Annotated in this window: 14 protein-coding genes and 1 tRNA gene; 12 read left to right on the top strand and 3 right to left on the bottom strand. The window is 36.0% G+C overall.

The window, feature by feature from the left end; translation table 11 throughout:
* Window positions 1-57 precede the first annotated feature (57 nt).
* The 7 genes from msrB (at window position 58) to ACQ33O_RS07500 (ending at window position 5,299) form a co-directional block, all read left to right on the top strand.
* Window positions 58-528: a peptide-methionine (R)-S-oxide reductase MsrB gene (gene msrB, locus ACQ33O_RS07470; protein ID WP_430994946.1), complete on the top strand. Its 471-nt coding sequence runs from the start codon at window positions 58-60 to the stop codon at window positions 526-528.
* Between the two features lie 19 nt (window positions 529-547).
* Window positions 548-1,267, top strand: a complete 720-nt coding sequence (locus ACQ33O_RS07475) for a cytochrome b/b6 domain-containing protein (protein WP_430994947.1) — start codon at window positions 548-550, stop codon at window positions 1,265-1,267.
* A gap of 1 nt (window position 1,268) precedes the next feature.
* Window positions 1,269-2,021 carry a molybdopterin-dependent oxidoreductase gene (locus tag ACQ33O_RS07480; protein ID WP_430994948.1) on the top strand — a complete coding sequence of 251 codons (753 nt, stop codon included), beginning with the start codon at window positions 1,269-1,271 and terminating at the stop codon, window positions 2,019-2,021.
* 30 nt (window positions 2,022-2,051) lie between these two features.
* Window positions 2,052-2,128 (top strand) — tRNA-Ala (locus ACQ33O_RS07485).
* A gap of 585 nt (window positions 2,129-2,713) precedes the next feature.
* On the top strand, window positions 2,714-3,664 hold the full coding sequence (locus ACQ33O_RS07490) for a hypothetical protein (RefSeq protein ID WP_430994949.1): 951 nt from the start codon (window positions 2,714-2,716) through the stop codon (window positions 3,662-3,664).
* Complete coding sequence (locus ACQ33O_RS07495) at window positions 3,654-4,259, top strand: hypothetical protein (protein ID WP_430994950.1); 606 nt, start codon at window positions 3,654-3,656, stop codon at window positions 4,257-4,259. The genes ACQ33O_RS07490 and ACQ33O_RS07495 overlap by 11 nt, the downstream gene beginning before the upstream one ends.
* 50 nt (window positions 4,260-4,309) lie before the next feature.
* The gene (locus tag ACQ33O_RS07500) at window positions 4,310-5,299 is read left to right on the top strand and encodes an alpha/beta hydrolase fold domain-containing protein (RefSeq protein ID WP_430994951.1); all 990 of its coding nucleotides are present in this window, start codon (window positions 4,310-4,312) and stop codon (window positions 5,297-5,299) included.
* A 35-nt stretch (window positions 5,300-5,334) separates the two neighbouring features.
* On the opposite strand, the gene ACQ33O_RS07505 is transcribed toward ACQ33O_RS07500, so the two are convergent.
* Both ACQ33O_RS07505 and ACQ33O_RS07510 read right to left on the bottom strand, forming a co-directional pair.
* A complete protein-coding gene (locus ACQ33O_RS07505) occupies window positions 5,335-6,846 on the bottom strand; it encodes a trypsin-like peptidase domain-containing protein (protein WP_430994952.1) in 1,512 nt (503 codons plus the stop codon).
* Between the two features lie 154 nt (window positions 6,847-7,000).
* On the bottom strand, window positions 7,001-7,993 hold the full coding sequence (locus tag ACQ33O_RS07510) for an acyl-CoA reductase (protein WP_430994953.1): 993 nt from the start codon (window positions 7,991-7,993) through the stop codon (window positions 7,001-7,003).
* Between the two features lie 70 nt (window positions 7,994-8,063).
* On the opposite strand from ACQ33O_RS07510, the gene ACQ33O_RS07515 reads away from it, so the two are divergent.
* The 5 genes from ACQ33O_RS07515 (at window position 8,064) to ACQ33O_RS07535 (ending at window position 11,218) form a co-directional block, all read left to right on the top strand.
* Entirely contained in the window at window positions 8,064-8,411 is a 348-nt protein-coding gene (locus tag ACQ33O_RS07515; protein ID WP_430994954.1) for a 4Fe-4S dicluster domain-containing protein, read from the top strand.
* Between the two features lie 128 nt (window positions 8,412-8,539).
* Window positions 8,540-9,004 carry a YybH family protein gene (locus tag ACQ33O_RS07520; protein WP_430994955.1) on the top strand — a complete coding sequence of 155 codons (465 nt, stop codon included), beginning with the start codon at window positions 8,540-8,542 and terminating at the stop codon, window positions 9,002-9,004.
* A 100-nt stretch (window positions 9,005-9,104) separates the two neighbouring features.
* Window positions 9,105-10,088, top strand: a complete 984-nt coding sequence (locus tag ACQ33O_RS07525; RefSeq protein WP_430994956.1) for a D-alanine--D-alanine ligase — start codon at window positions 9,105-9,107, stop codon at window positions 10,086-10,088.
* Window positions 10,089-10,093: 5 nt separating this feature from the next.
* Window positions 10,094-10,885 (top strand): PASTA domain-containing protein, encoded by a 792-nt coding sequence (locus ACQ33O_RS07530; protein ID WP_430994957.1) that lies wholly within the window; start codon window positions 10,094-10,096, stop codon window positions 10,883-10,885.
* A 27-nt stretch (window positions 10,886-10,912) separates the two neighbouring features.
* Window positions 10,913-11,218 (top strand): rhodanese-like domain-containing protein, encoded by a 306-nt coding sequence (locus ACQ33O_RS07535; RefSeq protein ID WP_430994958.1) that lies wholly within the window; start codon window positions 10,913-10,915, stop codon window positions 11,216-11,218.
* A gap of 71 nt (window positions 11,219-11,289) precedes the next feature.
* Here the strand turns inward: ACQ33O_RS07535 and ACQ33O_RS07540 are convergent, their stop codons facing one another.
* On the bottom strand, window positions 11,290-13,461 hold the full coding sequence (locus tag ACQ33O_RS07540) for a TonB-dependent receptor (RefSeq protein WP_430994959.1): 2,172 nt from the start codon (window positions 13,459-13,461) through the stop codon (window positions 11,290-11,292).
* Window positions 13,462-13,472 lie beyond the last annotated feature (11 nt).

The raw sequence follows: 13,472 nt of genomic DNA on the forward strand, positions 1-13,472 counted from the left end.
CTTTGTGAAAGCAAAACCTTGTTTTTTCATATTACGTATCTCACTAAAAATAATTATATGAAACAGGTTTTAATTTTATTTGTGGCGCTTTTTACGTTTGTAAGTATTGGGTCTTGTCAATCGGGTAAACATAAGTTTACGGTTGTAAAAACGGATGCCGAATGGAAGAAACAATTAAGCAATGAGGCATATTTGGTAACTCGTAAAGAAGCAACAGAAACGGCTTTTACCGGGGCGTATTGGGATCATCATCAAAAAGGAACATACAAATGTGTATGTTGTAATCAATTACTTTTTAGTTCTGAAAATAAATTTGACAGTGGAACAGGTTGGCCGAGCTTTTGGAAGCCAATTAATAATAAAAATATTTTAGAAGAATCTGACGATGCTTTTGGTATGGATCGTACAAAGGTAACCTGCAGTAGGTGTGGAGCACATTTGGGGCATGTTTTTGCTGATGGGCCAAAACCCACTGGATTGCGGTATTGCATCAATTCTGTTTCATTAACTTTTGAAAAGACCAAATAATTTTTTGTAAATTAACTGCATGAAGAGAATTGTTAGCAAACATCCACTGGCCATCCGATGGTTTCATTGGATCAATTTTCCAGTACTGGCAGTAATGATCTGGAGTGGATTGTTGATCTATTGGGCCAACGATGTTTACAGAATAGGATGGGGCGACACAACGATCCTCAAATTCTTTCCCGATTCTTTTAATAAAGCATTAAATCTTCCTTATCGGCTTGCGGAAGGAATGAGTTTTCATTTTGTATTCATGTGGATATTTGCAATCAACGGAATACTGTATTTTCTATACCTGCTTTTTTCAAAAGAATACAAACTTATCTTTCCTCATAAAAAAGCATTGAAAGAAAGCTGGCAGGTGTTATTGCATGATTTGCATTTACGCAAAGGATTACCGCCGCAAAAAAAATACAACGCAGCTCAACGTATAGCTTACACAGGTGTTATCATAATGGGCTTTGGTTCATTGATAACAGGACTAGCCATTTATAAACCCGTACAGTTTAAAACAATTTGTTTTTTGCTCGGGGGATATGAGTGGGCAAGAGCCGAACATTTTATTATTACCATCTTATTTGTATTATTCTTTTTGGTACATATAGTACAGGTTGTTTTGGCAGGATGGAATAATTTTAGAGGAATGGTTGCCGGGTTTGAAGTGTTGCCCATGCCGACCCCTAAAGAAGGATCTGATGACGATTCGTTTGAAACAGAAAATACTTCTCAAACAAATAATTAAAATGCAAGAAGAAAAAATAATATCATCTAAAGAAATCAGAAGAAAAACCATAATAGCTTTTGTGATTTTTTTCGGATTAATGTTGCTTGCATATTGTGGTTGGAAATGGTTGAATAATCAGCCAACAAATAATGGAGCACTAAAACCATTACGTTCAGTATTGAATTTAAACGAATCGATTTTTAATAATTATGTTTTTGATTCAAATAATATAAGTAAAAAATATCCGCTTGCTGCTGTCGATCTACGTACAAGAATCAATGGCGATGCAGGGTTGAGTAGTGGCTTTGATCCTGCTACTTGGAAATTGCAGGTAGTGCGTAAACCCGGTGATACCTTATTTATTTCGCTTGATGAAATAAAGGCATTACCTAAAACAGAAGTGATCTTTGATTTTAAATGTATTGAAGGATGGAGTCAGGTAACATTTTGGGCAGGAGTTAAGTTTTCGGATTTTATAAAAAAATATAATTTAGATCAGCAGGCACAAATGAAGTACACAGGCCTTATAACACCCGATAAAGGATATTATGTAGGCATCGACAATAAAAGTATGTTGCAATCACAAACAATTTTGTGTTATGAATTAAATGGTAACCCACTGCCAATGAATCAGGGAGCGCCGTTGCGTTTGATTATTCCCGTTAAATATGGTGTAAAGCATTTAAAACGGATCGGTACTATATCTTTCAGTAATACACGTCCGGCCGATTACTGGTATGAACGAGGCTATGATTATTATTGTGGCTTATAGTTTTCCACTTATATTTGCAATCTCAAAAATGGGGGGTTAGCTCAGCTGGCTAGAGCGCTTGCATGGCATGCAAGAGGTCGTCGGTTCGACTCCGATACTCTCCACCAAAGCGGAAACATTACTAAGTCTGGTTTTATTTCCGCTTTTATTTTTGCCTAGAACCATTACTAGTTCCCTCATGTAGAGGAATACACTATTAATTCTTGGGGCTCGACACTCATCATTTTTTCGATTGTATACCAATCCTTCAGCAAATACCAAAAACTGCAGTTTTAGTTTTTATGATATTGTTATTATTGATCTCAATTATTTTTCCTGTAGAAGCTGTTGTGATTAGTATTGTAATCAATGATTGTAAAAGCTTTCAACACATCAATCAGTTCCTTTGCTTGTTCATCACTCAACTGCTTAACTAATAGCATAGCCATAGATAAAGCATAGATAGAGTATGGGAATTATCACCGATATTCCCAAATAGAAACAAATGCATTTAAAATAAAAGGGGCTAATTCGGAACTTATAATTTTGTAGGAGGCTATAAGTTAATATGGTATTGTGTTGTATAAAGGGTTATAATTCCCTACGGCTCCACTGAAAGGGATTGTGACAATACGATCCCTTTTTTTATTTCATAATAATAAATGAAGCTTCCATTATTTAATGGTTACCTTTAGTCAAATAATAAAACAATATTGAACGAAAGTATCAACACCGATTGCGTAAAAAAATTCCTTAAGAAAATATTATTGAGCTGGGTAATTTGTCTCTTGTTCATCAGTCCGGTTAATGCAAATACGATAGCTAAAATTCAGTTTGATACTATTGTAACTTCTACTCAACAACAGGCTATTGCATTTATCAATTCGGTAGAAAAATTAGATTCCAGCGCATTCTGGCCAAATATTAGACCGGCTCTGTTTCTTAAAAATTTAAAATCGAATGTACAGAATCCAATAGGTATTTACCCTGGCAACGGTACTAATTTTTGTGCTTATGGGGCTATTACTTATTTGTTTTTACAAGATGATCCGCTTGGCTATGCTACATTATTATTGCAATTATACAAAGAGGGGAAAGCCACGTTTAAAAAGACAACGTATAAACCATCCTTTGCTGTTAGGAAGGCAGCAGGGACGATGAAATTCAAAGGGATTCTTGATATACATCCTGCAGAACAGATGTGGTTTCTTTGTCTGGCAGATCATCATAAAGGCTATCTTAATATATTTAACAGAAAATTCAACCAGGGAGATGAAAGTACATTTTGGGCATCGGTGAATTATGCTAAGTTCAATCGTATGGCAAGAAAATTATTGAACTATAGAATAAATCCAAGAGGTTCGGATGTCATTCATCCGTCTGTTGGTAATCGGTTTGAGTATATCAGTAAAAAACTGGAAACTGGCAAAGTTGTTTTGTTTATCAATAACCGTGTGGTACATAAAAAAAATCACCGACGTATTAAAGTAGGTTTCCCCACACATTTTATTGTGTTGGAAAGGATCACTCAGGAAAAAGGCTTGATCACTTTAACCTATTGGGACTATGGAGGAAAAACTCAGATACAACTCTATCCCGACTTTTTGAGGAAGATAGTTTTTGGTATTACTCAATTCACAAAAAGGGAAAGCGATGTCAAGTAAAAATATACATACAATATGGATGTTTGTTTTGATCATCAATATCATTTCCTGTTCGCCAAAAAACATATCTTCAAAATATTATTACAAGCATGAGAAAGTGTTGGATTCGATAGAAGAAAGCTATAAAAAGCTGAATCGACAAACACCCTTCAATATTGCCTTCACCAGTAAGAATTTTAATGTTTTTTCAATTGGTATTACCACCGATACAATTACCTACATTTACGAATTTGATGTGAATGAAAAGAGGCTGACAGATACATTGGTAAAATACAAATTAAATGCACCAAAGGTCATAGCGCTAGTGCAACAAATGAGATTGATACGTTGCACCTGGATCAATACATTTGATTATTATGTAGATGAAAAAAAGAACACGCTGGTTTTTATGTCGATAAAGCCCGTAGCCTATAAGCCCTGGTTTTCTTATCAAAAATATTATATCCTTTCATATTTTAATGCACCTCAATATTTCGACAGTGAAGGAAGGTTGCTAGACAAAAGAAGACAGCGAAAACTCAGGAAGATCAATGGTGAAATATTTAAACGAATTAATGATAAAGTGTGTTACACAATTTCATCAACATATAGGTAGTGCTTCATTTATCAACATCACTATAAAATCGTATTTTTAATATCATGCTGATGAAAAATATTATTAGATGTTCGCTGCTAATCAGTTGTCTGTTGTATAAAACAGCAATTGGACAATTGGCTGTAACGAATCAAAAAGATACTTCTTTTAATACTTATAACGAATTCACAAAACTAAAAAAGTCATATCCTGAGATCAGCATTGTCAACGAATTTGATCTTAAAACTGTTTCACGAAAAAGAAATATTACTTACAACAAACTTGGTAAGCGTAAACTAAAATTAGATGCGTTCTATCCTAAAAAGAAAACGGATACTCCAATGGTTGCGGTGATATTCATTCACGGTGGAGGATGGCGTTCGGGAGATCGTTCACAACATTATCCCCTTGCACAAAAGTTGGCAGATCTGGGTTATGTATGTTTTACGCCTGAATACCGATTGTCAACTGAAGCATTATTCCCTGCGGCAGTATATGATATTAAAGCTGTAATACGCTGGGTAAGAAAACATGCCAAAAAATATAATATTGATACAGCTAAAATAGTAATAGCCGGTTTTTCCGCCGGAGGAGAACTGGCAGCCTTTATGGGTGTTACCGGCAATATGCCTTTGTTTGAAGGCGTTAATTGCAATATGATCATGCAATCACGGGTAGCAGCAATTATTGACATAGATGGTACACTCTCTTTTGTGCATCCCGAAAGCGGAGAAGGAGATGATAGCAAAAAAATATCAGCGGCAACTAACTGGTTTGGTTATTCGAAACAAGATAATCTTAAGTTATGGGAAGATGCATCTCCACTGAGTTATGTCGGGAAAAATACACCACCCACATTATTTATTAATAGTTCAGTTGTAAGGATGCATGCAGGCAGGGAAGATTACTTGAAAATTTTGACCGATAATAATATTTATTCAGAAGTACGAACTTTTGAGAACTCACCGCATTCGTTTTGTTTATACAATCCATGGTTTGAGCCAACAGTCAATTATATAGATACATTTCTTAAAAATGTTTTTACCCGAAAATATCAATAAAAAAGCCCCGATCATTCGGGGCTCTTTTATTCATGTTACTCTAATGTAATTGGGTAATCAAAGATCCCATCCGAACCCGGATAAAATCCGCTGATGATAATCGATTTATCTGCACCGACAATCTTCTTCAGATCATCTACATTTTTTACATCTGTATCATTTACTTTAATGATGATGAATCCATCTCTCATACGTGTTTGATCATTCAATGCACCTTCATTAATTTTCTTTACAATCACACCTCCGGGAATGCCATATTCTTTTGCTTTCTTGCTATCAAGGTTTACAAGATCGGCACCCAGCTTAGCAACAACACCATTATCTTCTTTTACAATATCAAATGTACCTGCACTGTTTTTAAGTGTAACATTTGTTGTGTATTCTTTCCCATCTCTTTCATAAGTGATGGAAACTTTATCACTTGGTTTGTATCGAGTAACCTGTTCAACCATTTCCGCACTTGAAGCAACAGCCGTGCCGTTTACTTTTGTAATAAAATCACCCTTCTTAATGCCGGCAGCTTCTGCAGCACCACCTTTAGATATACCTGTTACAAACACACCATTGCCTTCTTTAATACCATTTGCTTTTTTCTCTTCGTCAGAAATACCGTCAGAAGCATACGTTACGCCTAAGTATGCTCTTTGTACCGTACCGTACTTGATCATATCATCAACTACTTTCTTCACAATATTTACAGGAATGGCATAAGAATAACCACTGTAATATCCCGTAGGAGAGGCAATGGCTGAATTGATACCAATTAATTGTCCGTTAGTATTGATCAAAGCTCCACCACTGTTACCCATATTTACCGCCGCATCGGTTTGTATGAACGATTCAACTGCCGAACTGGTTTTGGTACTCTTATTAATTCCAATGCTTCTTGCTTTTGCACTAACAATGCCGGCAGTTACAGTTGTTTCTAAATTCAAAGGATAACCAATTGCTAAAACCCACTGACCTATCTTAACATCATCAGAGTTTCCATATAATAAGAATGGTAAACCTGTAGCATCTATTTTAATTACCGCAAGATCATATGCAGGGTCTCTGCCCACAACTTTTGCCGAATAAGATTTTTTATTGTTCAATGTAACAGTTACTTCATCAGCATTTTCAACCACATGATTGTTTGTAACAATATAACCATCGTCACTTATAATAACGCCTGAGCCTGATGCTTTTTGTTCGGGAATGTAAGTGTTACCTCTTCCACCAAAAAACTGTTCAAAAATATCATCATTGAAAAAATCACTGAACGGACTTTTTTGAGTCTTTGGTAAATTATTGCTCACTTGCTTTGCATTGGTCTTGGTTTTTATATGAACCACAGTTGGCAATGCGGCCTGAGCAGGTTGAGTAAAATCAGTTGTACCGGGAGGGGTATTGTTATCGAAGAAACCTGCCAGTTTATAATTTGAAGGAATACCCGCTGGTTGACCGGCGTAATTGTTCCGTTGCATGAATTTTGTGTAACCAAACATTACACCAAAAGCGGTTACTGCGCTAATGCCTACAGTAAGTAAAATTTGTTTCGTTTTCATTTTGAATGTTATGTTTTAAACTTTTATTTTCAATTTTTGTGCCTTAACAATACAAAGTAACGAAGCACTGTCAAATTGATATTTACCGACTGACATGTTTAACATTTAATTAGGAACGCTTTCGTAGATGCTGAAAAACAGTCAGTCTTATAGTCTATAAAGTTAGTAAAAAAACAACGGTATCCACTCCGTCGGCGTAGTCGGTTAAAGATGGCTTTTGAGCGGCACCAAAAGGTATCTTATCTCCTGCAATACACTGTATATCATCGTTGTTTTTCAGACTGTTCAGCAAAGCTTCTTTATCGGTATAAAAACTATAATTGAGTTGACTGATAGGGGAAAAAATGGCATCGCTTTCAACCAGCAAAGTAGCTTCATTGGTCATGTAAAAACGATTATTCATGATCTGCATCGATAAATTATAATCGTAATTGTTTCTGTATTTGTTATGATCCGAAAAATATTTATATCGATGGAATGATTGGAGCAGTGGGACAAAATCATATTCATTAGGGACAAATATTTTAGTAACATTTCTACACCCAAGCCCAAAGAAACTATGAATATCGTCAGCAAGTTTTTCTAAGGTTTCTTTCGATTCATCTCCGGTTAAAATGGCTATTGATGTACGGTTGCGTCTGATGATACTTGGATACTTACCAAAATACTGATCAAAATACCTTGCGCTGTTATTGCTTCCTGTAGCAATGTAGGCATCACAACCCTTGAGCATATCGGCAGTAAGGATAAAATCTTTTACAGCTGGATCTATCTCGATCATTTTTTCAATTAAATGCGGTAATAGAATATTGTCTTTAGAAGAAAGCTTGATTGTTTGTTTATGTCCGCAAATAAATACACATAATAGATCATGAAATCCAACCAAAGGAATATTGCCCGCCATTACAATACCAACATTTTTCGGAGAGATATTATCGTCCAGATGATAATGATTTGCCCAGTCCTCCAGCTTATCTTTTGTGAGAAATTCGGTTACAATATTATTAGTAGCCAGATCAATAAATTCAGGAGTGAACCAGCCATTTACAATGCCTGCTTTTTCTTTAGTTTGCTGCCATTCTGCTGTGTTTTTTTGCAGGTAAAAGCCCAACTCACTTAATAAATTAATTCTATTTTGTAAATTCATTTGGTAATTATACTTTTGAAGTGCAAAAGTATTTTATTTAACCCTTTATTTCTAAAAAAACAAAACGACGATGGCTATTAAAATCACAGACGAATGTATTAACTGCGGAGCCTGCGAACCTGAATGTCCTAATAACGCAATTTATGAAGGCGGTGTAGAATGGGCTGTTGCTGACGGAACAACTGTAAAAGGTGCATTTACTTTATTGGATGGTACTCAGGTAGATGCAGATCAACGCAATGCACCACTTAGTGTAGATACTTATTATATTACACCAAATAAATGTACAGAGTGTCAAGGGTTTCATGAAGAACCACAATGTGCTGCTGTTTGTCCGGTAGATTGTTGTGTACCTGATGAAATGTACGAAGAAACAGTAGAAGTGTTGATGGCAAAGAAAGAAAGCTTACACGTATAACTCTTTATAAAGACCGGAAGGTCTTACTACAGACAGGTGATATTTCCTGTAACAACGGCGAGGGTATTGTAAAATACTTTCGCCTTTTTGTATATTTGACTTCTTAATAGATTTCACTAAATTACTGCATGAAAAAATTTCTACCTTTTATAGCCTTTCTTTTTATTTTATCATCTTGTTTTAATAAAAAACCGGATACTGATATTGTTCAGGAAAAGATGAATATGGTACAGGCCGATCGGGATTTTTCTAAAATGAGTGAAGAAAAGGGATGGAAAGCGGCTTATTTCGAATATATTGATAGTAACGGCATATTGCTTAGGCCCAACACAAAACCCATCTTTGGCGGTGAGGCTATTTTCTACATTACCCAAGGTGAAGATTCTACATATAGCGTTACATGGGATCCACAAGGGAGTACCATTGCACAATCGGGAGAAATAGGATATACCTATGGCATATATTCACTCAAATCTAAAAATGATTCTACTGTAGAATATGGCACCTATGTAAATGTTTGGAAAAAACAACCTGATAATAAATGGAAATTTGTGCTGAATTGTGGTAATGAAGGTGTGGGTGAGCTGAAATAACTCATTAAAGTTTACTTAAATTCATGCTACTTTGAGGCGTCATGCCAAAAACTAACAACTATTTTCGTTTCTTTGTTCAAATAATACGTTCAATAAATAAATGAAGAAAAAAATTGCCCTGATCACAGGCGGTTATTCCGGTGAAGCGGTTATATCCTACAAGAGTGCCGTTACTATTGAAAATAATATCGATGACCAAAAATGGGATTGCTATAAGATAGATATTCGTAATGACGGATGGTTTTATTTAGCCCCCGATGGGACACAGATACCCGTTGACAAAAATGATTTTTCAATTACGATCAACAGTAATAAAATAAAGTTTGACGCAGTACTCGTTGGCTTGCATGGTACACCCGGCGAAGACGGTAAACTGCAAGGGTATTTCGATTGTTTGAAAATACCTTACACATCTTGTAACGCTGCCAGTTCTGCACTAACATTCAATAAAAGATATACGGTAGCTGTTGCTGCTTTTGCAGGGATGCATGTAGCAAAATCTTTACATTTGTTCAAACAAGATCAAAACCATACAACGGAAAGTATCTTACAGGAATTAAAACTGCCCGTTTTTGTAAAGCCAAATAATGGAGGAAGCAGTATTGGGATGAGTAAAGTAAATAAGGCGAAGGATCTTGCCGATGCGATTGAAAAGGCTTTTAAAGAAGATGATCAGGTATTGGTAGAAGAATTCATCAAAGGAAGAGAGTTTACCATTGGCGTATTTAAAACAAAAGGGCAGATCATTTCGCTGCCGATAACAGAAGTGATAGCTAAGAACGAATTCTTCGATTTTGAAGCAAAATATGAAGGAAAGAGCGAAGAGATAACGCCTGCGAAAGTGGATCAATCAATAGCTGATAAAATAAGCAGTGCAGCTAAAAAAGCGTATAGTATTTTTAATTGTAACGGTGTGGTAAGGATCGATTTTATTTACAATGAAGCTAACGGTAATCCATACATGTTAGAGATCAATACGGTGCCCGGACAAAGTGAGGCTAGCATTGTGCCTCAACAAGTGAGAGCAATGGGATGGACTTTAAAAGATTTTTATAGTGCTTTAATTGAAGAATGTTTTAACTAAACAATATGTTTAAATTTATAACTGATAGACCGCTTTGGGTAAACCTGCTGGCAGCATTGGTGCTGGGGTTGTTGCTGGTTTTTTTAACGCTGCAAACTCTCAGTTGGTTAACCAATCATGGGCAATACCTAACTGTTCCTTCATTGGTTGGTAAAGACACTAAAGAGGCTATTAAAATTCTTGAAGAAAAGGGATTTGAAGTGGTGATACAAGATTCAGTTTATACCGATACGCTAAAGAAAGGTACCGTTATAAAACAATTACCCGATGGTAATGCTACAGTAAAAGTAAATCGTAGTGTTTTTCTTACGGTAAACAGATATACGCCCCCTATGATTGAAATGCCTAAACTTGAAGGGTTGAGTTTGCGTTTTGCGTTGGATGTTTTGGCCAGAAGCCATCTCAAGTTGCAGGATACTATTTATAAGCAGGATTTTATGAAAGGGTCGATCCTTGAACAACAATATATGGGTTCAAAAATAATGCCCGGACAGAAAATACAATGGGGTAGTGCCATTACCTTGATCGTTAGTGGTGGATTACCGGATGAGCAGATACTCGTTCCGGATCTATATGGGATGAGATTTTTGGATGCTAAGGCATTACTTGATTCTAATGGTTTGTCGTTGGGAGCTGTTATTGCTACCGGTGATGTAAGAGATACCGGTTCGGCATTTATTTACGGACAAAGTCCAAGGCACTTAGATGAAAAAAATACACCATACTTTATCCATCCCGGCCAATTGATGGATATATGGATATCATCTACACAACTTCCAAGGGATACGATCAGATAATAATAAAAAAAACAAATAAATTGAATAATGAATACAATTACAGTTGAAGAAGTAAAAGCAAGATTAGATGCAGGCGAAAAATTAAATATTGTTGATGTAAGAGAGCCGCATGAAAATGCAGAATTCAATATTGGCGGGCCATTGATTCCGTTAGGAAAAATCCAGGCAATGCAAATCGATGAGTTGGAAGATCTGAAAGATGAAGAACTCATCATTTATTGCAGAAGCGGTAACAGAAGCGGGCAGGCTTGTTTGATATTGGACGCAGCAGGTTTTAAGAATACAAAAAACCTTGTAGGGGGTATGTTGGATTGGCAGGCTAAATACAGCTAACGATTTTTTATGTTATAAATAAAAACACCGGTCAATTTAAATTAACCGGTGTTTTTGTATTAAGGAAAGGGTTATAGCTTAATATTAATGCCTATGTTGAAAGTAGTGCCAGCCATTGGGTAATAATAATTGCCATTCACTACAGCCCCATCTACAATTGCGGGATAAGTTGCGCCGTTTGGTTCATATTTAGTATTAAATAGATTGCTCACTTGCGCATGAATATTCCATTCTTTAAATAAAAGATTTTTTAAAGTCAGTATACCTCTCACATCTTGAGTATAAAAAGCATCTAACGATCTTCCGTCTGTTTGTGTATTATCTAAATATTGCTTACCAACATATTTACTGATCAAACTGAATTCCAAATTGCTGTATGGCAGAATATTTATTGTTGCAGCACCTACTACTGATGGAGAGAATGCAATAGAGGTATTACTGTACGTAATGTCTTTTGTTGAAAGCCATTCCCAATTAGCGTCATACTCATCTATATACTGTGTGAATTTTTTAATTTTATTTGAACTCAATGCAATATTTGCAGCAGCATTTATCTTTTTACTGACAACATAAGCTCCCTGTAGTTCTACTCCCAAACGATAGCTATTGGGTACATTCACTCTTGTATAAGCACCTACATCATTTAATTGTCCGGTTAAAACTAATTGGTCTTTGTAAAGCATATAATATGCGGTTGCACCAAAAGAATAATTAGTATTTTTCTTTTCAATACCTGCTTCAAAATCATGCAAGGTTTCTTTTTTAGGCTGATTGATGATGCCTGCTTCAAAATCATCACGGTTGGGTTCTTTATTTCCCAAAGCGTAGCTGAAGTAATATTGCCAGTCATTGCTGTTATAAGTCAGACCTAATTTCGGATTCACAAAATTGAATTTTCGGTTCACGTCTAATTCAGGGTGATCCTGAAATCCATTCATTTCATGTTGTACATGCCTGTACTGTAGATCTGCAAACATTGCCAGTCTGGTAGATAAATGGTGTTGCCATTTTGTATAAATGTTTATATCACTTTTTATTGCTTTCAAATGATAGTATTCATAATCGTTATCAATTCCACCGTTCTTCGACCATATAAGATTTCCGTGATGTATACCATCATATACTGTCCAGCCACCGCCAATAGTAACAGCATTTTTAGCATTTTGATATTGTAAGGCAAATGTTTGCCCGTAGAAATAATTGTCTAACCATTTTTGCCTGATAACATCCGTTGTTTTTATCGTTGTATCTCTGATCACAAGATTAGGTAATCCGTATTTGGAGAATTTTTGGTCTCCTTTATAGTTTTCATAATAACCTAACCCACGTGTTAAAAAAGCGGCGGTATTAAAATTCCATTTGCTGTTAATGGCACGTGTATAAAATAATTGGTAATGTGTTTGAGTATAGTTATCCGTTTCATTATCATAAGGAGTGCCGGGCTTTTCTGTTCCGGAAGAGTTATTTGTTCTGTCTGATTCCAGTAAATAGTCGGGAACGCCATTCCATGCTTGATAAGTTTTTTCTTTACCCGATAAAATATTAAACCTTAGGGTTGATTTTTTTCTGATATACGCCCCCGATAAGTATAACGATTGAAGATCGCTGCTTGCTCTGTCAATATAACCGTCACTGCTCAGTCTGCTCAGTCTTGCATCAACTGTAAAACGATTGTTGATCAATCCTGTTCCGGCTTTCACAGTATTTTTCCAGGTGTTGAAAGAGCCAAAATTGTTATTGATCTCTCCATAGGCTTTAGCGTTTAATTCATTTGTAGAAATACTGATGGTACTCCCGAAAGCGCCAGTTCCGTTTGAAGAAGTACCTACGCCTCTTTGTATTTGAATGCTATTGGTCGAGGAAGCAATGTCAGGCATATCTACGAAATAGACACCGCCGCTTTCTGCATCATTATACGGAATACCATTCAATGTAACATTGATCCTTGTTGCATCCGTACCACGGATCCTTATTCCCGTGTATCCTACACCGTTACCTGCATCGGAGCTGATAACAACAGCAGGTGTTTGGTTTAATAGAAATGGGAGGTCTTGTCCAATATTGTTTTTCTCAATTGATTTTTTTGAAAGATTTGTTTTTGTAAAAGGGGCATTGTCTGATGCTCTGATGGCTGATACCTCTACTGCAGTAAGGGTAGTAGTATCTGACAAGCTTTTGACTTTTTGTGCACGGCATACAACAATGCCTGTTAAAAGCAAACTGCTTAAAAATAATTTTTTCATTCGATAAAATT

Source organism: Ferruginibacter sp. SUN002 (genome assembly GCF_050611725.1).
In the GTDB taxonomy this organism is placed as follows: domain Bacteria; phylum Bacteroidota; class Bacteroidia; order Chitinophagales; family Chitinophagaceae; genus Ferruginibacter.

Excerpts from the sequence above, each read along its gene's own strand:
- ACQ33O_RS07505 (WP_430994952.1), bottom strand. The coding sequence starts at position 6,846 with ATGAAAACGAAACAAATTTTACTTACTGTAGGCATTAGCGCAGTAACC.
- ACQ33O_RS07515 (WP_430994954.1), top strand. The coding sequence starts at position 8,064 with ATGGCTATTAAAATCACAGACGAATGTATTAACTGCGGAGCCTGCGAA.
- ACQ33O_RS07520 (WP_430994955.1), top strand. The coding sequence starts at position 8,540 with ATGAAAAAATTTCTACCTTTTATAGCCTTTCTTTTTATTTTATCATCT.
- ACQ33O_RS07475 (WP_430994947.1), top strand. The coding sequence starts at position 548 with ATGAAGAGAATTGTTAGCAAACATCCACTGGCCATCCGATGGTTTCAT.
- ACQ33O_RS07525 (WP_430994956.1), top strand. The coding sequence starts at position 9,105 with ATGAAGAAAAAAATTGCCCTGATCACAGGCGGTTATTCCGGTGAAGCG.
- ACQ33O_RS07540 (WP_430994959.1), bottom strand. The coding sequence starts at position 13,461 with ATGAAAAAATTATTTTTAAGCAGTTTGCTTTTAACAGGCATTGTTGTA.
- ACQ33O_RS07500 (WP_430994951.1), top strand. The coding sequence starts at position 4,310 with ATGAAAAATATTATTAGATGTTCGCTGCTAATCAGTTGTCTGTTGTAT.
- ACQ33O_RS07480 (WP_430994948.1), top strand. The coding sequence starts at position 1,269 with ATGCAAGAAGAAAAAATAATATCATCTAAAGAAATCAGAAGAAAAACC.
- ACQ33O_RS07530 (WP_430994957.1), top strand. The coding sequence starts at position 10,094 with ATGTTTAAATTTATAACTGATAGACCGCTTTGGGTAAACCTGCTGGCA.
- ACQ33O_RS07535 (WP_430994958.1), top strand. The coding sequence starts at position 10,913 with ATGAATACAATTACAGTTGAAGAAGTAAAAGCAAGATTAGATGCAGGC.
- ACQ33O_RS07510 (WP_430994953.1), bottom strand. The coding sequence starts at position 7,993 with ATGAATTTACAAAATAGAATTAATTTATTAAGTGAGTTGGGCTTTTAC.
- msrB (WP_430994946.1), top strand. The coding sequence starts at position 58 with ATGAAACAGGTTTTAATTTTATTTGTGGCGCTTTTTACGTTTGTAAGT.
- ACQ33O_RS07495 (WP_430994950.1), top strand. The coding sequence starts at position 3,654 with ATGTCAAGTAAAAATATACATACAATATGGATGTTTGTTTTGATCATC.